Below are 22,109 nucleotides of genomic sequence, written 5' to 3' on the forward strand. Positions count from 1 at the left end.
CGCCGTGCGGGGGCTCTGGGCGGACCTCGCCGACCTGGTCCTGCCCGCGGACTGTGCCGGCTGCCGGGAGCGGCACGCGGTCCTGCGGCACGGCTTCTGCCCCGCCTGCGTGACGGCGCTGGGCCTGCTGCGTCCCCGGACGGTCCGCCCCACTCCCGCCCCGGCGGGGCTGCCGCCCTGCGTCGCCCTCGGCCCGTACGCCGGCCCGCTGCGTGAGGCCCTGCTGGCGTACAAGGAGCACGGCCGGCACGGTCTGGCCCGCCCGCTGGGCGCGCTGCTGGCCGAGGTGGTCGTCGCGGCGGTCGGCGGAGTCCGCCCGCTGGAGTTGGTGCCCGTGCCCGACACCGCCGCGGCGGCCCGCGCCCGCTACGGCGACCACCTGGACCGGTTGGCCCGGCACTGCGCGAGCCGGCTGCGCCGGGGCGGCTGGCCGGCGCGGGTGCACCGTCCGCTGCGCGCGCTGCCCCGGCCGGACTCGGTGACGCTGGACAGCGCGGGCCGCGCCGCAGCGGCCGAGGCGGCGTTCCGACCCCGGTCCGGCGCGTCGGCTGGGCGTCGCCGGGCGGGCGGCGCCCCCGTCGTGGTGCTGCTGGACGACATCGTCACCACCGGCGTGACCCTGGCCGCGGCGGCCCGGATGCTGACCGCGAGCGGGCGGCCACCGGGCGTCGCTGCGGTGCTCGCCGCGACCGAGAAAAGGCACCAGTTGTAACCGACCGTGTTTCCGTTTCACCCGTTGGTGTATGAGGTGCGAAAAATCCCGGGCGGTCTTGGCAACATGGGGTGACTGCCAGGCGAACAGGAGTTAGCGTTTCGCTGTCAGGGGTAGGAGGTCGTTCCATCCCGCCCCCGGCGGTGAGAGGAGGCGTAGCCGTACTGACCGGTCGACGCCAGCGGGTCTCCCCACGGCGCGCGGCCGGGCCACCGGATCGAAGACGTCCGAACAAGGGAGGTCACGTGGACATCGTGGTCAAGGGCCGCAACGTCGAAGTGCCGGACCATTACCGGGTACACGTAGCCGAGAAACTCGCAAAGGTCGAACGCTACGACCATAAGATTATCCGCGTCGATGTCGAGCTGTTTCACGAGCGCAATCCGCGCCAGGCCGACCACTGCCAGCGGGTGGAGATCACCTGCATTTCCCGGGGCCCCGTGATTCGGGCCGAGGCCTGCACGAACGATTTCTACAGCGCGCTCGACGCCGCCATCGCGAAGCTCGACACCCGGCTACGCCGTGCGGCGGACCGCCGCCGCGTACACCGTGGTCGGCACGCGCCGATCTCCGTCGCCGCCGCCACCGCCGACCTGCCGGTCACGGATCTGGTGGCCGCCCCGCTGTCCGCGCCGGGCGCTGGCGCCCGCGCCGGCACCGCCGTGGCGGAGCGGGTCGAGGAGGAGCACGACCAGCCGTGGCACATCGCCCGGGAGAAGGTGCACCCGGCGGAGCCGATGACGATCGACGACGCCCTGTTCCAGATGGAGCTGGTCGGCCACGACTTCTACCTGTTCCAGGACAAGGAGACCGGCCGCCCCAGCGTCGTCTACCGACGCCACGCCTACGACTACGGCATCATCTCGCTCGACACCTGAGCCGGGCCTGACCCGCGCCGAGCACCGGGTTGTGGTGGGCGACCGCCACAACCCCGTGTCTCGTCAGCGCAGGTCGGCCGGCAGCAGGGCGAACGTCAGGTCGTCGAGGCGAGCACCCGCCAGGCCGGGCAGGCGACCGCGTAGCAGGGCCTCGCGCTGGAAGCCGACCCGCTCCAGCACGCGATGCGAGGCGGTGTTCTCCGGCACGGTGCCGGCGGTCAGCCGGGCGATACCGGCCAGGCCGAACGCCCAGTCGGCGAGCAGCCGGACCGCCCGGGTGGCATAGCCGTGCCCCCGCCAGCGCGGGAGCAGCGCGTAGCCGATCGACGCCTCACCACTGGTCACCTCGGTGTACGACAGGCCGCAGCTGCCCGCCGGCTCGCCGGTGGCCACGTCGACGATCAGCAGCCGGGCGATGTCTCCGGTCAGCCATGCGCTCTCCGCGAGCCGGCAGCGCCGCTCGATCGCCTCGGGCGTCGGTGGCACCGGCGGGGCCTGGTTGGCGACCACCTCCGGCCGGCTGTGCAGCCCGTACATCATCTCCGCGTCGTCCGGCGCGAGGCGACGCAGCGCCACCACCTGATCGGTGAGCACCCCGTCGGGCAGGTCGGGCAGCAGCCGGGGGGTCGGGCCGGGGGGATCGTCGGCGAGGCGTACCCAGGTCAGCAGATCGTGCCGGCCGCCGTCCCGGCGCTGCCCGGCCGACCGACGCAGGCCCTCGTACCGGAAGCCGGCGGCCAGCGCGACCCGCTGGCTCGCCGCGTTCTCCAGCTCGGTGAGCAGCTCCAGCCGGAGCGTCCCGGCGCCGAAGGCGTGCTCGCTCAGCGCGCGGGTCGCGGCCGTGGCCACCCCGCGCCCCCGCGCCGCAGGCCGCAGCCAGTAGCCGATCTCCGCCTGACTCCGGCCGGGCACCGGGTTGCTCAACCCGGCCCCGCCGAGCAGCCGGTCGGTGGCCGGGTCCGCGATGGCGTACGCGGCGCCGCCGCCGGCCCAGACCGCCGGTGCGCCGGCCTCGACCCACCAGTGGGCGTCGACCTCGGTGTACGGGGCCGGCATGCTGGACACGAACCGCTGGCTGAGCGGGTCCGCGCAGCCCTCGACCAGGTCCGCGATGTCGCTGGCCCGAAACGGCCGAAGCCGCACCCCGTGCGCCTCGACGACCGGCGGTGCCCCGGTCATGCCAGATCCCCGGCGAGCAGCGCGGCCACCCAGGTGTCGACCCGCTCACCCCGGTGCTGGACCCCGCCCCGGGCGGTCCCCTCGAATGTGAAGCCCGCCTTCTCGGCGGCCCGCCGGGAGGCGGTGTTGCCCACGTTCGCCTTCCACTCGATCCGGGCCAGTCCCAGCGTGGTGAAACCCCAGGCGCTCAGCGCGATCAGGGCGGCCGGCAGGTGACCCCGCCCGCGGGCGGCCGGGGCGGTCATGAAGCCCACGTCCGCGAGCAGCGGGTCGGCGGGGGAGAGCCGCAGGTCCAGAGTGCCGACGTACCGGTCGTCCGGGTCGGCGATCACGAAGCAGGCGGAGTCCCCCCGGGCCCAGGCGTCCTGGGCGTAGTCCCGGTACCCCTGCGCGTCGGAGCGGTCGTACGGATCCGGAACGGTGGTCCACCGGATCGTCTCCGGGTCCCGGCAGGTCTGCACCACGGCGTCCAGATCGTGTTCCTCCATCGGTCGCAGCCGCAGCTCAGCGGCCGCCGAGGTGGCGAACAGGGTCGGCTGTGGGCGGCCGAAGACGGCGGCCCGGCGGGCGACCAGGGTGCCGGGGCCGGCCGGCCCGGTCGATCCGGGTTCGGGCACCTCGCCGGGCAGCAGCGAGCCGATCCAGCCGTCCGAGCCGCCGTCCGGCGCCGGGTTCGCCTGCCGCAGCCGGCCGTCGATCCGGAACCCGGCCCGGAGCGCGACCAGCCGGGAGGCGTGGTTACCCACCTCGGCCTGCCAGAGCAGCCGGCGCAGCCCCAGCTTCTCGAAGGACCAGCGGGCGACCGCCCGGGTGGCCCGGACGGTCACGCCCCGGCCGCGCGCCCACGGGGCCGTCCAGTAGCCGATCTCACCGGTGCCGGCACGGTCGATGGAGATCAGCCCGCACGAGCCGAGCAGGTCGCCGGTGGCCGCGTCGCAGACCGCGAACGGCGCCCCGGTGCCGTCCGCCCAGGCTTGCGCGCTCAGCTCCGTGACGAAACCGCGGGCGTGTTCGCGAAGGTATGGGCGCGGTACGGTGGTCCAACGCTGAATGTCCCGATCCTGGCAGGCGCGGTGTACGCCGTCGGCGTCCGCCTCCCGCCAGGGTCGCAGCAGCACGCCGTCCTCGACGATCTCCACAGGCTCCACCCGTGCATCGTGCCGGAACGTTCGCCGAAGGCGTAACCGGATTACGTCCCGGGCGGACCCCGTGCGCGAATTATGTCGGGTTCGGCGGGGTGGACCGCCGCCACCAGTGACCATCGCGCCGATGGAGCGCCTACGATGGTTCGAGACTGTCTAGGGGAGCGTTGATCCGTGTCGATTCTGGAAAAGGTCCTTAATGCGGGCGAGGGCCGCATGGTGCGCCGGCTCAAGGCCATCGCCGCCGCCGTCAGCTCGATCGAGGACGACTACGTCAACCTCACCGACGAGGAACTGCGCGGTATGACCGAGCAGTTCCGGGAGCGGCTCGCCGACGGTGAGACCCTCGACGACCTGCTGCCGGAGGCGTTCGCGGTGGCCCGCGAGGCGGCCGCCCGGGTGCTCGGCCAGCGGCCGTACGACGTCCAGGTGATGGGCGGCGCCGCGCTGCACTTCGGCAACATCGCCGAGATGAAGACCGGTGAGGGCAAGACGCTGACCTCGGTCATGGCCGTCTACCTCAACGCGCTCTCCGGCGACGGCGTGCACGTGGTCACCGTCAACGACTACCTCGCCCAGCGCGACGCGGCCTGGATGGGTCGCGTGCACGAGTTCCTCGGGCTGACCGTCGGCGTGGTGCTGCCCAACCGGCCGGCCAGCGAGCACAAAGCCGCCTACGAGTGCGACATCACGTACGGCACCAACAACGAGTTCGGCTTCGACTACCTGCGCGACAACATGGCCTGGTCGAAGGACGAGCTGGTGCAGCGCGGCCACAACTTCGCGGTGGTCGACGAGGTCGACTCCATCCTGATCGACGAGGCGCGCACCCCGCTGATCATCTCCGGTCCGGCCGAGCACTCCGCCCGCTGGTACGGCGAGTTCGCCGGCGTCGTGGCCCGGCTCCAGCCCGGCACGGACGGCGAGGGCGACTACGAGGTCGACCACTCCAAGCGCACCATCGCGGTCACCGAGCGCGGCGTCGCCAAGGTCGAGGACCGGCTCGGCATCGACAACCTGTACGAGTCGGTGAACACCCCGCTGGTCGGCTACCTCAACAACGCCATCAAGGCCAAGGAGCTCTACAAGCGCGACAAGGACTACATCATCAGCGACGGTGAGGTCCTGATCGTCGACGAGTTCACCGGGCGCATCCTGCACGGCCGTCGCTACAACGAGGGCATGCACCAGGCGATCGAGGCCAAGGAGGGGGTGGAGATCAAGCAGGAGAACCAGACCCTGGCCACCATCACCCTCCAGAACTACTTCCGCCTCTACAACAAGCTGTCCGGGATGACCGGTACGGCGCAGACCGAGGCGAGCGAGTTCAACAAGGTCTACAAGGTCGGCGTCGTGAGCATTCCGACCCACCGCCCGATGGTTCGCGAGGACCGGCCGGACGTCATCTACAAGACGGAGAAGGCCAAGTTCAACGCCGTCATCGAGGACATCGCCGAGCGGCACCAGATGGGCCAGCCGGTGCTGGTCGGCACCGTCTCGGTGGAAAACTCCGAGATCCTCTCCCAGCTGCTGCGCCGCCGGGGCATCCCGCACAACGTGCTGAACGCCAAGTTCCACGCCCGGGAGGCCGAGATCGTCGCCCAGGCCGGGCGTAAGGGCGCGGTCACCGTGGCCACCAACATGGCCGGCCGCGGCACCGACATCCTGCTCGGCGGCAACCCCGAGTTCCTCGCGGCGAACGAGCTGCGCCAGCGCGGTCTCGACCCGCTGGAGAACGAGGAGGACTACGCCAAGGCGATGGAGGAGGTCCTGCCCACCTGGAAGCAGGCCTGCGACGCCGAGGCGGACGAGGTCGCCGCCGCCGGTGGCCTGTACGTGCTGGGCACCGAGCGGCACGAGTCCCGGCGGATCGACAACCAGCTGCGCGGTCGCGCCGGCCGGCAGGGCGACCCGGGCGAGTCCCGCTTCTACCTGTCCCTGCAGGACGAGCTGATGCGACGCTTCCGGGCCGGCGCGGTCGAGGCGGTGATGGAGCGCTTCAACATCCCCGAGGACGTGCCCATCGAGTCGAAGATGGTCACCCGTCAGATCAAGAGCGCCCAGGCCCAGATCGAGGGTCAGAACGCCGAGATCCGCAAGAACGTTCTGAAGTACGACGAGGTGCTCAACAAGCAGCGCCAGGTCGTCTACGCCGAGCGGCTGCGGGTGCTCAACGGTGAGGACCTCTCCGACCAGGTCCGCAACATGATCGACGACACCGTCGAGGCGTACGTGCGGGGCGCCACCTCCGAGGGCTACGGCGAGGACTGGGACCTCGAGCAGCTCTGGTCCAGCCTCAAGCAGCTCTACCCGGTCGGCGTGACGATCGAGGAGCTGGAGGAGGAGGCCGGCGGTTCCCGGGCCGGCATGGACGCCGACTTCCTGGTCGCCCGCCTCAAGGAGGACGCGAACGCCGCGTACGACCGCCGCGAGGAGCAGCTCGGCACCGAGGGAGTGCGCCAGCTCGAGCGGATGGTGCTGCTCCAGGTGATCGACCGCAAGTGGCGCGAGCACCTCTACGAGATGGACTACCTCCAGGAGGGCATCAACCTCCGGGCGTACGCCCAGCGCGACCCGGTGGTGGAGTACCAGCGCGAGGGCTTCGACATGTTCGCCACCATGATGGAGGGCATCAAGGAGGAGACCGTCGGCTTCCTCTACAACGTGGACGTCCAGGTCAACGAGCCGGAGCCGGCCGCCGACTCGGAAGAGGTCACGCTGCTCGACAAGCCGGTGGAGATCCGGGCCAAGGGTCTCAACCGCTCGCCGCAGCGGCAGGGTCTGCAGTATTCGGCTCCGACCATCGACGGTGAAGCCAGCCCCGGCGCCGTCAACGTCGAACAGGAGCAGCAGCAGGCACCGGCGCTCGGTGTGGGCCGGCCGGTCCAGAGTGCGCCGGCAGCCCCCGGGCGGAGCGCGCCGTCGGCCCCGCAGCGGCCGGCCTCCGGGCTGCGTGGCCCGACGCTTCCGACCGCCGGGTCCCGACGTCCGGTCCCCAACCAGGCCGACGCCGGCAACGGCCCGTCCCGCAACGCGCCGTGCCCGTGTGGCTCGGGCCGCAAGTACAAGCGCTGCCACGGCGCCCCCAACGGCGGCAACTGACCGACCGCACGTCCCGATGGGCCCTGGCCGAGGAGGCCGGGGCCCATCGGCGTCCCCACCCCCGCATCCCGCCACCGACGCCCGTGGCCGGGTGGCCGTGGCTGAGGGGCCGGGTCGCCCGTGGCCGCGCGGCTCGTGGCCTGCGGCGGGGTGGCGGGGTGGCGGGAGATCAACTCGGCTTCCTGGAAGTCGGGGTGTCAGCGCCAGGTTGATACCGCGACTTCCTGGAAGTTGAGTCGATCAACGCAGAGCAAGCGGCGGGTTGTCAGAGGACGTGCAGGGCCGTGCACAGCCAGCGGCCTCGCCGGTGTTCCAGGCGTAGCGCCATGGCCCAACTCCGGCCACCGGCGCCGCTCACCACGGCAGCCGCTTCCACAGCGGCTTCCCGAGGCTCGCACACCCGCATCCGGAGCAGCCGTAGAGCCGGCCGGGTTGCCCGACGGCGAGCCGGCCCGGCCCGCCCGGTCGCCCGGGCGAGTTCGGTGAGCAGTTCGACGGCCCGGCCCGGGTCGAGCAGCGGGCGTACCTGGGCCGGCGAGCGGTAGCCGTTGACCACCTCCAGGCAGGTGCCGACGAAGCGGTGTGCGGCCCGGGTCGCCTCGGGCGCGGTCGCCGGTGGGAGTGGCGCACCCGGGTGGCTGGCCGGCCGCGAAGGAGTACGGCGTGGGGTCGCGCGACGCTCCGCCGGCCGGACCGGATCCGGTCGTGTCGAGGCGAACAGGTCGAGGGCGAGCTGGCCGTGGGTCGGCCCCGGCCAGTACGTCTCGTCCGGGTACGGCGGATCGATGGGCGGGACGGGGCGCAGGCGCACAGGTGGCCGGGAGGGACCGGGTCGCCGCTCGCTCATCGCTGCTCCCTTTGATCTTGCGTTTGCCTTCGTTTGCCTCCGACTGACTCGATTCTGCGCGACAGAACGGCCTCGGTCAATGCCTGCGGCGACGGACGCGTCGCCCACGGGCATGATCCACTCGGGTTCGCCGACATCGCGGTATCCCGGCGGGCCGGACAGCCCCATTTCGGCGATACGGAGTGGATCACGCGGGTCGGGGCCCGCAGGTGGCACGCGTGTCGGGCGGTGCTGCCCGGACCTACTCCGGGTCGCGGTCGATGAGGGGGTTACCGCGTACCCAGTCGGCGGTTTCGGCGTACTTCTGCGCGATGTACTCCTCCAGCCGGGCACGCTCGACCCGCCACTGACCGCGTCCGCCGATCTTGATCGCCGGCAGTTCCCCGCTGCGGACCATGTGGTAGACCTGCGAGTCCGACACGTTCAGCTCGGCGGCCACGTCGGAGAGCAGCAGGAACCTCGGCTCCACGAAAACTCCCGGGGTTGACGTCGTTTGCATCAGTTTGCCATCGGTAGGGCTCACCGCCCAGCATCCCCGGCCCGGCGGCGGGCCAACCGGCGCCGGACACACCGGCGGGAAACTTCCACCGGCCGGAGGCGGGGTGTATGACGGTCACGGCGTGCGGCATGATCTGCGCCCGTGCCGGCTGCCGCCGGCACAGGACCGAGCGGGGAGACGACCGGTGACCGACGAGCTTGTCCGGGTGTACGTGCCGGCGACCGTACCCATGCTGACCCGCCTGCGCGAGCAGGGGCTGACCGCCGACCGGGCGCACGCGGTGACGCCCGCGCTGCGCGAGTGGTACGCCGAGGGTGACGAGGAGGAGTTGGAGTACGTCGCGTTCACCCGGGCTGCCCAGGACGCGCTGCACCTGCTCAGGGCCGATCCGGCCGCGCCCCGCCGCCGCGTGGTCGTCTCGGTCGACCTGCCGTCCGCCGCGCTCGGCCGTGGCGATGGTGAGCTGGGGTCCAGCTTGGTGACGTTGGCCGACACCGTGCCGGTGGGGGCCGTCGCGGCGATCCACGTGGACGGCGCGGACGCCGTCGAGGAGGTCGCCGCCGCGGCCGACGTGGTGGCCGAGGCCGCTGCCGGCGACCCGGACGCCCAGTTCACCGTCGACGGGGCCGAGGATCACGAGCTGGAGTGGTACGACGTGACCGAGCTGGACCTGCTGCTCCGCGCCACCGACTGAGCCAGCAGCAAACAGCGGGCCGCCCGCGCTCAGGCGACCGGCCAGCGCTCAGCAGGCCGGCCAGCGCTCAGCAGGCCGGCAGCGAGCGTGCGGCCGAACGCGATGAGCGCGGTCAGCGCCCCCACGAAGAGCATCCAGATGCCGTTGTCCACCCGCGAGGTGCCCAGCGACGTCTGCGCCACCGCGTCCGCCTCGCTGAGCGCGCTGGCCAGGTCCAGCAGCGACCGGCCGCCGATCCGGATGATCACCTCGGCGAGCAGCAGGAGCAGGCCCGGCCCGGCGCCGGCGAGCAGGTAGGCCGGCCAGCGCAGCGCGGGCGTCTGCGTGTCGCGCCGCAGGGCTCGCCGCCGTGCCCAGGTGAGGTAGCCGAAGGCGAGCAGCCCGGCCAGCAGACCGGCGATGAGCGACTCGGTGCGCGACACCCACTTGGCCGCGTCGACAAGCGACTGCTGGCTGTCGCCCGCGCCGAACAGGTCGAACAGGGGGTCCCGGGCACGACTGAACGCCACCACGAAGACCAGCGCGCCCAGCGCGGCGGTCACCACCGCACCGACCGCCGGGGCCGTTCGCGCGCCGGCGATCGCCCCGCCGATGATCGCGGCGGCCGCCGTCGTCCCGGCGATCACGTTGGTGGTCGAGGTGTCGAAGTAGGTGAGGTTGATCGCCAGCGCGGCGATCAGCCCGACCACCATGCCCGCGCCGATCGCACCGACGAAGCGCAGGGTCGCCCCGTCGCCGTACCGCCGGGTCAGCAGGTTGCCGCCGGCCAGGGCGGTGGCGGCCCCGGCCACCAGCGCGGCCGAGATCACACCGGGCAGGGCGAAGGCGGAGAGGCTGATCGCGGTGATGCCGGCCGCCGCCGAGGTGATGGCCTCCCGGGTCGACCAGAGCATGGCGGCCAGCCAGCCGAGCGCCAGCAGCGCGAGCACGGCCGCGCCGGGCGCGAACACCGGTCGGCCGCCGGGGGAGGCCGCGTCGACCGCCGGCTGGTCCGACTCCGCGGTTGGGACGCGGCCGGGCTGCTTGGTCATCGTCTCCCCTTCGAGGCGCCAGGTCACCGACCATTCAGGGTACGCGGACCGCCGCGACCCCCACCGAACGAGCCACACCCCACGGCTACGCCCAGCCAACACAGCCGAGCCATCACGGAGAAGTCGAGTGGCATCAAACTGCCCCGGGGACGGCTGCAGCTCCGCAAGACGGTCGGCGCGTCGAGGCGTACCCCCGAAGGAACCGCGACGGAGGCGCGGACCGCGACCAACGTCGGGGCTGGGGCGAGCGTCCCCGGCGGAGGGATCAAGCCTGACCGCCCGGAGCCGGGGACGGTCGCCCCAGCCCCGCCACCGTGAGCGGTAAGGGGAGCAGGCCCAGTCGGTCCTTCGCGATCGGGTGACGGCGGCAGCAGTGCCAGCACCTTCGCGTGAAACAATCGTGGGAGGTCCCGCCGCTGCTCGGCCCTCCCGCGCGGCGTCCGGTGTCCGGCCGTCCGGTCGGTGCCCGCGGGTCCGGTTTCGCCACCGCTGTCGAGATCGCCAGGAGCCTTGATGGATGCCGTGTTCTCCGTACCCGAGCCGCGCAACGAGCCGGTTCGCAACTACGAGCCGGGCAGCGGAGACCGGGACCGGCTCCAGCGGCGGCTGACCGAGCTGGCCGCCGAGCGCATCGACCTGCCGATGACCATCGGCGGCGAGCAGCGGATGGCGGCCGGCGACCCGATCAACGTGGTGCAGCCGCACAAGCACGCCCACGTGCTCGGCGTGACCGCACACGCCACCCACGACGATGCCCGCGCCGCGATCAAGGCAGCCAAGGATGCCGCCCCGATGTGGCGGGCGCTGCCGTTCGAGGAGCGCGCCGCGATCTTCCTGCGCGCCGCCGAGCTGCTCGCCGGCCCCTGGCGGGACACCCTCAACGCCGCCACCATGCTCGGCCAGTCGAAGACCGCGATCCAGGCGGAGATCGACGCCGCCTGCGAGTTCATCGACTTCCTCCGGTTCAACGTGCACTTCGCCCGCCGCCTGCTCGAGGAGCAGCCCGCGTCCTCGCCGGGCGTCTGGAACCGCTTCGACCACCGCCCGCTGGAGGGCTTCGTCTACGCGGTCACCCCGTTCAACTTCACGGCCATCGCCGGCAACCTGCCGTCGGCGCCGGCGCTGCTGGGCAACACGGTGATCTGGAAGCCGGGCCCCACCCAGCAGTTCGCCGCGCACTTCACCATGCGGCTGTTCGAGGCCGCCGGCCTGCCGCCCGGTGTGATCAACATGGTCACCGGTCGGGGCGAGGAGGTCTCCGACGTGGTGCTCGCCGACCCGGATCTGGCCGGCATCCACTTCACCGGTTCGACCAAGGTCTTTCAGCAGTTGTGGCGGACCGTCGGCGACAACATCTCCCGCTACCGGGGCTACCCGCGGCTGGTGGGCGAGACCGGTGGCAAGGACTTCGTGGTCGCGCACACCAGCGCCGACGTGGACGCCCTGCACACCGCGCTGATCCGCGGCGCGTACGAGTACCAGGGCCAGAAGTGCTCGGCGGCCTCGCGGGCGTACGTGCCGCGTTCGCTCTGGGAGGGTGGCCTGCGGGACCGCCTGGCCGCCACCGCCGACTCGCTGACCTACGGCGACGTCACCGACTTCAGCAACTTCGGCGGCGCGGTGATCGACGACAAGGCGTTCGCCCGGCACACCGCGGCGCTGGAGTTGATCGCCGGTGACGACACCTGCCGGGTGCTCGCCGGCGGCACGGCCGACGACTCGGTCGGATACTTCGTCCGGCCGACGCTCTTCGAGTGCTCCGACGCCGCCCACGAGACGTTCACCACCGAGTACTTCGGGCCGATCCTGGGCGTGCACGTGTTCGACGACGCGCGCTTCGACGAGGTGGTCACGCAGGCCGAGTCGATCGCTCCGTACGCGCTGACGGGGTCGGTGTTCGCCACCGACCGCCGGGTGATCGATTCGGTCGGCGAGCGCATGCGCTACGCGGCCGGCAACTTCTACATCAACGACAAGCCGACCGGCGCGGTGGTCGGGCAGCAGCCGTTCGGCGGTGCCCGGGCCAGCGGCACCAACGACAAGGCGGGCTCCTGGCTCAACCTGGTTCGCTGGGTGTCGCCGCGGACGATCAAGGAGACCTTCGTGCCGCCGACCGACCACACGTACCCCCACATGGGCTGACCTGCGGCGACCCGCTGGCGGCGTGCGTAGCGCCGCCAGCGGTCGGCCGAGGGGCCGCAATCCATCGATAGTCCTCAACGGACAGTCTGCCGCCGACAGTGCACATAGGAAGTCCTGTCGGGTGGCAAACTGCCAAATCCTGGACGCCGGCAGCGCAAAGTGGCAGCGTAACGGCCATGGCGGAATCCGGAGTCAACCCCACGGCGGCGGCCCTGCTCGGGCTGCTCCACGAGGGTCCCATGACAGGCGGCCAGTTGATGGCCGCCGCAGAGCGCCGACTGGCGCCCTACTGGTCGATGACCCGCAGTCAGGTCTACCGCGAGTTGCCGGTGCTGGCCGAGCGGGGGTACGTGCGGCTCGGCAAGCCGGGCCCACGAATGAGCCAGCCGTACGCGCTCACCGCAAGCGGGAAACGGACATTTTCCCGCTGGCTGGCGGAGAACCCGGGGCGGGACACCATCCGCAACCCGATCGCGCTCCGGATGGCCTTCGGCAACCTGCACTCGTCCAGCCAGCTCAAGAGCCTGTACGCCTCGGCCAACGAATACCACACCGAGGCCCTCGCTCAGGTACGCGAACAGGTCAAGAACGCCAAACGGGACGGCGAGACGTACGACGCCAGCGCGCTGGAGTTCGCCGTCGCCTACCACCGGGCGGCCCTGTCGTGGCTGAAGTCCGCCCCCGTCGGGTGATCTCCGGCGGGTTCGCCGACACGGAACGAGCTGTGCTGCTCCCGGCACAGTACGCTTGTCTGTCGTGACCGCTGCCGATTACGCCGAACAGCTCAAGGAACTCGACGCGACCCTGCGCAACATCGAGGCCGTCCTCAATCTGGACCGGCTGCACGAGGACAAGGCCCGCCTGGAGCAGGAGGCGTCCGCCCCCGATCTGTGGGACGACCAGGCCAAGGCGCAGCAGGTGACCTCGCAGCTGTCGTACGTCAACGGCGAGATCAGCAAGCTGGGCAGTCTGCGCTCCCAGCTCGACGACGCCCGGGTGCTGCTGGAGTTGGCCGAGGCCGAGTCCGACCCGGGCGTGCTGACCGAGGTCGAGACGGAGATCACCGGCCTGACCAAATCCATCCAGGAGATGGAGGTCCGCACCCTGCTCTCCGGCGAGTACGACTCCCGGGAGGCGCTGGTCGCCATCCGGGCCGGCGCCGGCGGCGTGGACGCGGCGGACTTCGCCGAGATGCTGCTGCGGATGTACCTGCGCTGGGCCGAGCGGCACGGCTACCCGACCGAGGTCTACGAGACCTCGTACGCCGAGGAGGCGGGCCTGAAGTCGGCCACCTTCGCGGTCAAGGTGCCCTACGCGTACGGCACGCTCAGCGTCGAGTCGGGCACCCACCGGCTGGTCCGGATCAGCCCGTTCGACAACCAGGGCCGCCGGCAGACCAGCTTCGCGGGCGTGGAGGTGCTGCCGGTGACCGAGCAGACCGACCACATCGACATCCCGGAGAACGAGGTACGCGTCGACGTCTACCGTTCCTCCGGGCCGGGTGGGCAGAGCGTCAACACCACCGACTCGGCGGTCCGGCTCACGCACATCCCGACCGGCATCGTGGTGACCTGCCAGAACGAGAAGTCCCAGCTGCAGAACAAGGCCTCCGCGCTGCGGGTGCTCCAGGCCCGGCTGCTGGAGCGCAAGCGCCAGGAGGAGCAGGCCAAGCTGGAGGGCCTGAAGGAGAACGCGGCCGGTTCGTGGGGCGACCAGATGCGCTCCTACGTCCTGCACCCGTATCAGATGGTGAAGGATCTCCGAACCGAGCAGGAGACCGGCAATCCGAGCGCGGTCTTTGACGGCGAGTTGGACGGTTTCATCGAGGCCGGCATCCGTTGGCGTAAGCAGCGGCAGCTCGCCGGCGACGGTGCGTGACGACTCGCGGGCGGAGCGCTTCGTCGATCTCCAGGTGAGGGCCTGATTCGACGACGCGCGCCGCTTCTGCGGGGCGTGGGGCTTGGCTCAGTTGTTACACCGCGTAGACTCACCACCCGTGATTCAGCTTGAGCAAGTGACGAAGACGTACCCGAAGGCGTCCCGGCCTTCGCTCGACAACGTGTCCGTCTCGATCGAGAAGGGCGAGTTCGTCTTCTTCATCGGTCCATCCGGCTCCGGCAAGTCCACAATCATCAAGATGCTGCTGCACGAGGTCACCCCCAACAAGGGGCGGGTCCTCGTCAACAGCAAGGACGTCACGTCGATGCGCTCCTGGAAGCGACCCCACTTCCGGCGTTCGATCGGCTGCGTCTTCCAGGACTTCCGGCTGCTGCCGAACCGCACCGCGTACGAGAACGTGGCGTTCGCCCTTGAGGTGATCGGCAAGACCAAGGCGGTTGCCCGCCGGGTCGTGCCGGAGGTGCTGGAGTTGGTCGGGCTCGGTGGCAAGGAGCACCGCTATCCGCACGAGCTCTCCGGTGGTGAGCAGCAGCGGGTCGCCGTCGCCCGGGCGTTCGTGAACCGTCCGCTGATCCTGCTGGCGGACGAGCCCACCGGAAACCTGGACCCGGACACCTCGATCGAGATCATGCGCCTGCTGGACCGGATCAACCGCACCGGCACGACCGTCGTGATGGTCACCCACGACTCCAACATCGTGAACCAGATGCGCCGCCGCGTCATCGAGATCGAGAGCGGTCGCATCGTGCGTGACCAGGCCCGCGGCGTCTACGGGTGAGCCGGCGCTCCGCCCCTGCGCAGCCTGACGACGAACACCTCATGCCGGAGACCCGGAGGAAATCCCGATGCGCGTGAAATACGTCCTGTCCGAGGTACTGGTCGGACTGTGGCGCAACGTGACCATGACCATCGCGATGATCATCACGATGGCGGTCTCGCTGACCATGCTCGGCGCCAGCGGTCTCATGTACCGCCAGGTTGACGACATGAAGGACCTCTACTACAAGAACATCGAGGTCTCGATCTTCCTGAGTCAGGAGGTGAGCGAGCAGCAGCGCACCGACCTGGACGCCAAGCTGAAGGCCGACCCCCTGGTCAAGGACGTCATCTACGTCAACAAGGACGAGGCGTACAAGAAGTTCCAGGAGATGTACCAGGACGCGCCGGACCTGGTGAACGCGGTCAAGCCGGACCAGCTGCCGGAGTCGTTCCGGCTCAAGCTGAACAACCCGGAGCAGTACAAGAACATCTACGACCAGTACAAGGACACCGAGGGTGTCGACGAGATCGTCGACCAGAGTCGACTGCTGGACAAGATCTTCGACGTCCTCACCGCGATCCAGAACATCGCCCTGGCCGCCGCGATCGTGATGGCCATCGCCGCACTGCTCCTGGTGGCCAACACCATCCAGGTCGCCGCGTACAGCAAGCGGCGTGAGGTGGCGGTCATGAAGCTGGTCGGCGCGTCCAACTGGTTCATCCAGGCGCCGTTCGTGCTGGAGGCTGTGGTGGCCGGCCTGATCGGCTCACTGCTCGGCCTGGTGGCCCTGGTCGCGGCGAAGTATCTGCTCTTCGACGGGTCGCTCAAGGCGTTGCAGGGCCTGCTGTCGCCGATCAGCTGGGGTGACATCCTGTTCATCTTCCCGCTGATGGCCGGCGTCGGTGGCCTCGTCAGCGCCGCCACCGCCTGGATCACCCTGCGCTTCTACCTGCGGGTCTAGGCAGCGTACGGGTCGTCCCGTCGTCACTCGGGGACCCTCCCGCGGCCGGAATAAACGGCGCGGGAGGGTCCTTGTCATTCGGGTAGCATGATCGGTTGTCCGGCCGGGGTGAGCCCGGCGACGGACGTTTCCGGGAGAGGGGGTGGCGCCGATGCCACGGGAAAAGGGGCGCAAGGTGGTCGCCTCCAACAAGAAGGCCCGCCACGACTACGCGATCCTCGACACGTACGAGGCGGGCATGGCGCTGACCGGCACCGAGGTCAAGTCGCTGCGGGCCGGGCGGGCGTCGCTGGTCGACGCGTTCGCCCAGGAGCGCGACGGCGAGTTGTACCTGCACGCGATGCACATCCCGGAGTACACCCAGGGCACCTGGACCAACCACGAGCCCCGGCGTACGCGCAAGCTGCTGCTCAACCGGGGCGAGATCGACAAGCTCGTCGGCAAGACCCGCGAGGGTGGTCTGACCATCGTCCCGTTGCAGGTCTACTTCTCCGACGGCTGGGCCAAGGTCGAGATCGCCCTGGCCAAGGGCAAGAAGTCGTACGACAAGCGCCAGGACCTCGCCAAGCGCGACGCGGACCGGGAGATCGCCCGGGTGTCCGGTCGACGTGGCAAGGGAATGGGCGACTGATTCATCCCTTTTGCCCGGGTCGGCGCGCCGACCCGGGGCTCGGGATGAAACCCGTTGCGGCAGGCGTTAGTCTTGTCAGTGCCGCCGCAAAGGCGGCCTGTCGAGGGGGTGACTGGTTTCGACTTCGTACGCAGCGACAGGGGAAGCGAGCCGAGGAAGCCGACGTCGTCTCGAGAATCGGTCGTCGGAAACTTATAAGCGCCAAGAACAATCGCGCTGACTTCGCTCTCGCCGCCTGAGGCGAGTAGCTAAGTCTGTCGGCCTGGGAACGCCTTCGTCCCAGTAGCCGGCATCAGCTAGAAGGCTGGCCAATCGGACCCGGTCGCGGGGTCCGTGCGGCGAGATCAATCAGCGACTGGGCCCGTCACACCAACTTGCTCGCGTGAGCGGTGGGGCCGAGTAGAGGCACAGCGAGCTGCGCTCGGAGAAGCCCTGACAAACCGGCGAAGGACCCGGGTTCGATTCCCGGCACCTCCACCACCTCGAAACGATGCGCCCCGGCCCACCGGCCGGGGCGCATCGTCGTATCCGCCGGGCGACCTCGGAAGCCGAGGCGGTTGATCCACTCCACATCGCCGACCTGCGGGTGTCCAGACGTCCGGGACACCGCCACATCGGCGACCTGGAGTGGATCACCGCGCGCTGGGCCGCCGCCGCTGGGCCGCCGCGCTGGGCTGCCTGCCGCGCTGGGCTGCCCGCCGCCCCGCGACACCGACGCCGGGCACTGCGGGGGGTCGCCGCCGCCTACGCTGCCGCTGTGACGAACCAGCAGCTGCGCCTGTCGGTCGGCGCGTCAGCCGGCCAGCGTACGGTCGCGGTGGTGACGGGGGTCCTCGTCGCGGCGATCGGTGCGGCGTTCGTGCTGGTGCCCCTGCTCGCCGGCGGGCTGGTGCGCCGCCTCACCGGCCCGGGAGACGGGTTCGCTTCCTACGAGGAGGCCCGCGACCTGCCGCCGGGAATGCTGCCGCCCGCGCTGCGGGAGTCCACGAGCGGCTCGGAAGGGCCCGGACCGTTCCTCGGGCTGTGCGGGCTGCCGTTCGTCCTGCTCGGCGTCTACCTGGTGCTGCGGGTGCTGCGTACGGCCGCCTGGCTGGATGGCAGCCGGGTGCGGGTGCGGGGCGCCATCCGCAGTCGTACCGTCGATCTCGCCATCGCCCGCGTCGACTCCCGTTCCCGTGGGGAGGTGGGGGCCGACGCGTCGGCTCGTGCGGGTCGGTCGCCGGGAATCGTCGTCACCGATCGGGCCAGTGGGCATCGGGTCACCATCCCGCTGCGGGGGATGGGTCTGCCCGTCCTGCCGCCGTCCGAGCTGCGCGCGCTCGCCGACGCGTTCGCGGCAGGTCGACCCGGTGCGGAGCCCAGTGACGAGGCCCGCGCCGTCGCCGCCGATCTGCGGCGTCTGGCGGACGCCTGAGCGGCCCGCTGACGGCGGTGTCCGACGTCCCGGTGGGGCCGGTGTTACCAGTGGGACGGATGAGCAGGAAACGCCTCTGGACAGGGCGAACGGGCGGGTTCACCATCACGGTATGGGTTAGCAGACCCGCGCGGGAGGTGCCATGGTCACCGGTGGAGTCCAGCAGCCGTCAGTCACCTCCCGGCCGTCCGCCGCCCGCACGCATCCGGCCGGGCTCCCCGGTGAGCCGGGGCCCGCCGGGCTCGCCGGCGACCTGCACGCCCTGGCCCGTGCCGTCGCGGTCGCCACGACCGAGCCGCGCTGGCGCGAGATCGTGCTGCTCCGCCTGCGTCCGGTCGGGCAGGGCTTCGCCGAGCACGTACGGGTCACCGAAGGGCCGGCCGGCCTCTATCGGGAGCTGCTCATCCACTCACCGCGCCTCGACCACGGGATCCGGCTGCTGACCCGGGAGCACACCGCGATCGTCGCCGCGATCCTGGCCGTGCAGCGGGTCGCCGAGCGGTCCGAGGCCGGCCCCGACGAGCTGCGCCGCCGGGCGGGGCACCTGCTGCGGACGCTGGCCCGGCATCGGCGGCGTGGTGCCAATCTGCTCTGGCAGGCGTACCAGACGGATCTGGGCGGCGAGACCTGAGCCGGGGCGGGAACCCGCCCGGCGGCGGTCCCGTCGAACCTGGCATGCGTCGAGGTGTTCTGCTGCTCGTACTGCCGCTGTTGTCCATGGTGGGCTGCGCCGCGACCGGCGCGGAGCCCGCCGCCGCGCCCACCACGACGGCGCATCGCGCATTCGACCAGCGGGCCAGCGCGGTCGCCGCGGCGTGGCGGCCCGGTCCCGGCTGGCGTGACGGCTACGTCCCCCTGCAGGGGCCGACGGTGCTCACCGGCGACCCGCGCTTCACGCCGGACACCGAGACGGCCTTCCGGTCCGGCTGGTACCGCGCCCAGGTCGCCATCCCGCCCACCCGCGTCGGTGCCGAGATCCGGTTCCCGGACGGGCGGTTGACCCTGCCGCTGGTCAGCGCGGCCGAGGCGTACCGGCAGCTCGACCGGGGTGACCCGCTGCCCTGCCCGGGGCGGCCGAAGCGGCCCGGGCTGCCGACTCCCGGCGGTCCCACCGTCGAGCCCGGGCCGGACGGCTGGGCGACCAGCACGACGGAGACAGCCTGCCTTCCGCTGACCGTCACCGGGGTGACCCTCGGTGCCGTGCCGGTCCGCACGAGTCGAGGTGAGGCGCAGGTCCCGGCCTGGCTGTTCACGGTGGAGGAGCTGGCCACCCCGGTGGCCCAGCTCGCCGTCGCGCCGACGGCCGTCACGCCCGTCCCCCCGGCGCCCACGCCGACCCAGCCACTGCCGGAGGGTCTGGTGGCCGCCCAGGACATGGTGGCGGTGGACGGCGCACGGTTGACCGTCCGGCTCGGAGTCGGCGCCTGCGACACCGACATCACCCCGGTGGTGTCGGAACGGCCGGACGTGGTCGTGGTCGGCGGCGCGGTCACCCGGTCCACCGGCGTCTGCACCGACGTGCTCAAGCTGGAGCCGGTCACCGTCACCCTGGCCGCCCCGCTGGGGGCGCGGCCGGTGCTGGACGTCTTCACCGGCGCACCGCTGACGATCGCCGCCCGGTGACGGCCGCCGGGCCTCTGCCGCTGACCGCCCGCGCGGGCTCGGTCAGAGGATCGTGGGAACGTCGGTGCTGATCGGTACCGGCAGCACCGTGGGTCCCTCGGCGCGCAGCCCGGTGGCGAGGGCGGCACCGAGCTGGTCGGGGGCCTGCACCACCTCGGTGGCGCAGCCGTAGCCGGCCGCGATGGCGGTGATGTCCAGCCCTGGCAGGTCCAGGCCGGGCACTCCGGGAGTGTCCTTGAACTCGGCGAACGCCTTGAGGATCGCGTACTGCTGATTGACCGGGACGAGGACCACCACGGGCAGTGCCAGGCGCGCGGCGGTCCACAGCGCCTGCACCGAGTAGTGGAACGAGCCGTCGCCGATCACCGCCACCACCGGCCGGCGACGCCCGGTGTCCCGCTCGGCCAGCGCCACCCCGACCGCGGCCGGCAGGCCGTAGCCGAGCCCACCGCTGGCCATCGTGAAGTACGACGCCGGCCGGGTGATGCGCAGGTGGCGGCGCAGTGCGGACAGATTGGACGGTGACTCCTGGACCAGCACGCCGTCGGCCGGCCAGTGTGCGGCCAGCGCGGCGAACATCGCGTCGGCGCTCAGCGGCACGGTGACCTCCGGCGGCGCCGGAGCGGCCCGCGGCGTCGGCGGCTGTCGGTTGGCGGCCGGAACCAGGTCGAGCAGCGCGGCGAGAGTCAGCCCGGGGTCGCCGAGCAGGCTGTCCCCGACCGGGGCTCGGGCGGCCTCGTCCGGGTCGTCCGTGACGTGCAGCAGGCGGGCGCCCTCGGGCAGGTGGTTGCCCGGGACGTGCGGGTAGTAGCGGAACACCGGGGCGCCGACGACCAGGACGGTGTCGTGCCCCCGCAGCGCTTCGGCCAGCGGCCCGATGGCGAACGGCAGGACCCCGCGGAACTGCGGGTGATCTTCCGGGAACACGGCCCGTTCCGGTGCGGGGGCCGACCAGACCGGTGCGGCCAGCCGCTCGGCCAGGGCGACGGCCGCCGGCCAACTGCCGGAGCGGTCCACGCCGGGCCCGAACACCAGCACCGGGTCGCGGCTGTCGGCCAACACGCGCGCGAACGTCTCCAACCGCTGCGGATCCGGCCCGAAGCGGGTCGCCACCGTGCGCGACGCGGGAGGCGCCTCGGCGGGCCGGGCCCAGTCGTCCATCGGCAGGGAGAGGAAGACCGGCCCGACGGGCGGCTGCACGGCGGTCGCGTACGCCCGCAGCAGCGCCGCCGGAACGTCCTGCGCGCGGACCGGCTCGTAGCTCCACTTGACGTACGGCTCGGGCAGCTCGACCGCCCGTCGGCTGGTCAGCCGGGGCTCCAGCAGCAGCATCTCCCGGGTCTGCTGGCCGGCGGTGACGATCAGGGGCGTCTTGTTGTGCCAGGCGGTGACCAGGTTGCCCATGCCGTTGCCCATTCCCGGGGCGGTGTGCAGGTTGACGTGCGCGGGCCTGCCGGCCGCCTGCGCGTACCCGTCGGCCATCGCCACCGCCGTGGCCTCCTGCAGCGCGTGGACGTAGCGGAAGTCGGCCGGAAAGTCCCGCAGGAACGGTTCCTCGGTGGAGCCGGGGTTGCCGAAGACGGTGGTCATGCCGAGGGTGCGGAGCACGTCGTACGTCGCGTCCCGGACCGTTGCCATCGTCACCTGCCTCCGTGTCGCGCGCAGGGGCCGACCGTGGCCGCCCTCCCGATCAGCCGAATCTATCGGGATGTGACGGACCTTTCGGGCGTTTCCCGGCCGTCGGGGGTCCGGCTCGCCCACCGGGCCGCGTGCGGCGCAGGTCAGGGCAGCGCGAAGGGCAGTTTGATGCCGTCCAGCGCCCGGCCGCACGCGCAGTCCTGCTCGGCGGGCAGCGCGGCCACCGCGTCCAGCAGCACGTCCCGCAGGCGCTCGGTGTTGGCCGCGAAGACCCGGAACACCTCGTCCTGGGTCACCGACTCGCCCGCCTGCACCCCGGCGTCCAGGTCGGTGATCAACGCGATGGAGGAGTAGCAGAGCGCCATCTCCCGGGCGAGCACCGCCTCCGGGTGGCCAGTCATGTTCACGACAGTGCCGCCGATCGACGCGAACCAGCGGGACTCGGCACGGGTGGAGAACCGGGGGCCCTCGACCACCACCACCGTCCCGCCGTCCACCGCCGTGACGTCCCGGCCGGCCGCCGCGGCGAGCAGGGCGTGGCGGCCCCGCGGGCAGTACGGGTCGGCGAACGGCACGTGCACCGCGCCCTCGTCGTAGTAGGTCTGCACCCGCCCGTTGGTGCGGTCGATGAGCTGGTCCGGCACCACGAACGTGCCCGGCCCCAGCTCCGGACGCAGCCCACCGACCGCGCACGGCGCCAACACCTGGCGTACGCCGAGGGACCGCAGCGCCCACATGTTGGCCCGGTACGGGATCCGGTGCGGCGGGTACCGGTGGTCGGAACCGTGCCGGGGCAGGAACGCGACCCGCCGCCCGGCCACCTCCGCGATGGTCACCGCGTCCGAGGGTGGACCGTAAGGGGTGCCCAGCTTATGCGGGGTGCCGTCGAGGAGGGCGTACAGGCCGGAGCCGCCGATCACCGCGAGGTCCGCCGTCGGTGCCATGGAACCTCCGTCG

At 71.7% G+C, this 22,109-nt stretch carries 20 protein-coding genes and 1 other RNA gene; 14 read left to right on the forward strand and 7 right to left on the reverse strand.

Annotation, left to right across the window (positions count from 1 at the left end; genetic code table 11):
- Positions 1 to 4 precede the first annotated feature (4 nt).
- The gene (locus tag ACFYPH_RS03755; protein ID WP_355063073.1) at positions 5 to 712 is read left to right on the forward strand and encodes a ComF family protein; all 708 of its coding nucleotides are present in this window, start codon (positions 5 to 7) and stop codon (positions 710 to 712) included.
- A 245-nt stretch (positions 713 to 957) separates the two neighbouring features.
- Positions 958 to 1,590, forward strand: a complete 633-nt coding sequence (gene hpf, locus ACFYPH_RS03760) for a ribosome hibernation-promoting factor, HPF/YfiA family (RefSeq protein ID WP_354859047.1) — start codon at positions 958 to 960, stop codon at positions 1,588 to 1,590.
- 63 nt (positions 1,591 to 1,653) lie between these two features.
- On the opposite strand, the gene ACFYPH_RS03765 is transcribed toward hpf, so the two are convergent.
- Both ACFYPH_RS03765 and ACFYPH_RS03770 read right to left on the reverse strand, forming a co-directional pair.
- A complete protein-coding gene (locus ACFYPH_RS03765) occupies positions 1,654 to 2,769 on the reverse strand; it encodes a GNAT family N-acetyltransferase (protein ID WP_355063075.1) in 1,116 nt (371 codons plus the stop codon).
- Complete coding sequence (locus tag ACFYPH_RS03770; protein ID WP_354859052.1) at positions 2,766 to 3,917, reverse strand: GNAT family N-acetyltransferase; 1,152 nt, start codon at positions 3,915 to 3,917, stop codon at positions 2,766 to 2,768. The genes ACFYPH_RS03765 and ACFYPH_RS03770 overlap by 4 nt, the downstream gene beginning before the upstream one ends.
- A 168-nt stretch (positions 3,918 to 4,085) precedes the next feature.
- Between ACFYPH_RS03770 and secA the strand changes: the two genes are divergently transcribed.
- Complete coding sequence (gene secA / locus ACFYPH_RS03775) at positions 4,086 to 7,013, forward strand: preprotein translocase subunit SecA (RefSeq protein WP_354859054.1); 2,928 nt, start codon at positions 4,086 to 4,088, stop codon at positions 7,011 to 7,013.
- A 265-nt stretch (positions 7,014 to 7,278) separates the two neighbouring features.
- On the opposite strand, the gene ACFYPH_RS03780 is transcribed toward secA, so the two are convergent.
- Both ACFYPH_RS03780 and ACFYPH_RS03785 read right to left on the reverse strand, forming a co-directional pair.
- Positions 7,279 to 7,860: an Rv3235 family protein gene (locus ACFYPH_RS03780; protein ID WP_355063077.1), complete on the reverse strand. Its 582-nt coding sequence runs from the start codon at positions 7,858 to 7,860 to the stop codon at positions 7,279 to 7,281.
- Between the two features lie 241 nt (positions 7,861 to 8,101).
- On the reverse strand, positions 8,102 to 8,329 hold the full coding sequence (locus ACFYPH_RS03785; RefSeq protein ID WP_354859060.1) for a helix-turn-helix domain-containing protein: 228 nt from the start codon (positions 8,327 to 8,329) through the stop codon (positions 8,102 to 8,104).
- A 214-nt stretch (positions 8,330 to 8,543) separates the two neighbouring features.
- Between ACFYPH_RS03785 and ACFYPH_RS03790 the strand changes: the two genes are divergently transcribed.
- Positions 8,544 to 9,053, forward strand: coding sequence for a DUF6912 family protein (locus ACFYPH_RS03790; protein ID WP_354859062.1), 510 nt, complete (start codon positions 8,544 to 8,546; stop codon positions 9,051 to 9,053).
- A 29-nt stretch (positions 9,054 to 9,082) separates the two neighbouring features.
- Here the strand turns inward: ACFYPH_RS03790 and ACFYPH_RS03795 are convergent, their stop codons facing one another.
- Positions 9,083 to 10,084: a hypothetical protein gene (locus ACFYPH_RS03795; protein WP_387178651.1), complete on the reverse strand. Its 1,002-nt coding sequence runs from the start codon at positions 10,082 to 10,084 to the stop codon at positions 9,083 to 9,085.
- 513 nt (positions 10,085 to 10,597) lie between these two features.
- Here ACFYPH_RS03795 and pruA point away from each other — a divergent pair.
- The 10 genes from pruA (at position 10,598) to ACFYPH_RS03845 (ending at position 19,514) form a co-directional block, all read left to right on the forward strand.
- Positions 10,598 to 12,226: an L-glutamate gamma-semialdehyde dehydrogenase gene (gene pruA, locus ACFYPH_RS03800; protein ID WP_354859066.1), complete on the forward strand. Its 1,629-nt coding sequence runs from the start codon at positions 10,598 to 10,600 to the stop codon at positions 12,224 to 12,226.
- 176 nt (positions 12,227 to 12,402) lie between these two features.
- Positions 12,403 to 12,918: a PadR family transcriptional regulator gene (locus tag ACFYPH_RS03805; RefSeq protein WP_007455856.1), complete on the forward strand. Its 516-nt coding sequence runs from the start codon at positions 12,403 to 12,405 to the stop codon at positions 12,916 to 12,918.
- A gap of 64 nt (positions 12,919 to 12,982) precedes the next feature.
- Positions 12,983 to 14,104, forward strand: a complete 1,122-nt coding sequence (prfB, locus tag ACFYPH_RS03810) for a peptide chain release factor 2 (protein ID WP_354859069.1) — start codon at positions 12,983 to 12,985, stop codon at positions 14,102 to 14,104.
- Positions 14,105 to 14,222: 118 nt separating this feature from the next.
- Positions 14,223 to 14,903, forward strand: a complete 681-nt coding sequence (gene ftsE, locus ACFYPH_RS03815) for a cell division ATP-binding protein FtsE (RefSeq protein WP_354859071.1) — start codon at positions 14,223 to 14,225, stop codon at positions 14,901 to 14,903.
- 67 nt (positions 14,904 to 14,970) lie between these two features.
- Entirely contained in the window at positions 14,971 to 15,846 is an 876-nt protein-coding gene (ftsX, locus tag ACFYPH_RS03820; RefSeq protein WP_354859074.1) for a permease-like cell division protein FtsX, read from the forward strand.
- 151 nt (positions 15,847 to 15,997) lie between these two features.
- Positions 15,998 to 16,477, forward strand: coding sequence for an SsrA-binding protein SmpB (gene smpB, locus ACFYPH_RS03825; RefSeq protein ID WP_354859076.1), 480 nt, complete (start codon positions 15,998 to 16,000; stop codon positions 16,475 to 16,477).
- Positions 16,478 to 16,581: 104 nt separating this feature from the next.
- Positions 16,582 to 16,957: a transfer-messenger RNA gene (gene ssrA / locus ACFYPH_RS03830) on the forward strand.
- A gap of 277 nt (positions 16,958 to 17,234) precedes the next feature.
- Entirely contained in the window at positions 17,235 to 17,891 is a 657-nt protein-coding gene (locus ACFYPH_RS03835; protein ID WP_387178657.1) for a hypothetical protein, read from the forward strand.
- A gap of 142 nt (positions 17,892 to 18,033) precedes the next feature.
- On the forward strand, positions 18,034 to 18,522 hold the full coding sequence (locus tag ACFYPH_RS03840; protein ID WP_355063085.1) for a hypothetical protein: 489 nt from the start codon (positions 18,034 to 18,036) through the stop codon (positions 18,520 to 18,522).
- 44 nt (positions 18,523 to 18,566) lie between these two features.
- Entirely contained in the window at positions 18,567 to 19,514 is a 948-nt protein-coding gene (locus ACFYPH_RS03845; RefSeq protein ID WP_355063086.1) for a hypothetical protein, read from the forward strand.
- Between the two features lie 42 nt (positions 19,515 to 19,556).
- Here ACFYPH_RS03845 and mdlC read toward each other — a convergent pair whose 3' ends face one another.
- Together mdlC and ACFYPH_RS03855 are read right to left on the reverse strand one after the other, a co-directional pair.
- The gene (gene mdlC / locus ACFYPH_RS03850; RefSeq protein WP_387178660.1) at positions 19,557 to 21,152 is read right to left on the reverse strand and encodes a benzoylformate decarboxylase; all 1,596 of its coding nucleotides are present in this window, start codon (positions 21,150 to 21,152) and stop codon (positions 19,557 to 19,559) included.
- A gap of 143 nt (positions 21,153 to 21,295) precedes the next feature.
- Positions 21,296 to 22,096: an S-methyl-5'-thioadenosine phosphorylase gene (locus tag ACFYPH_RS03855; RefSeq protein ID WP_387178663.1), complete on the reverse strand. Its 801-nt coding sequence runs from the start codon at positions 22,094 to 22,096 to the stop codon at positions 21,296 to 21,298.
- Between the last annotated feature and the right edge of the window lie 13 nt (positions 22,097 to 22,109).

The organism is Micromonospora sp. NPDC005252, from assembly GCF_042872475.1.
In the GTDB taxonomy this organism is placed as follows: Bacteria; Actinomycetota; Actinomycetes; order Mycobacteriales; family Micromonosporaceae; genus Micromonospora.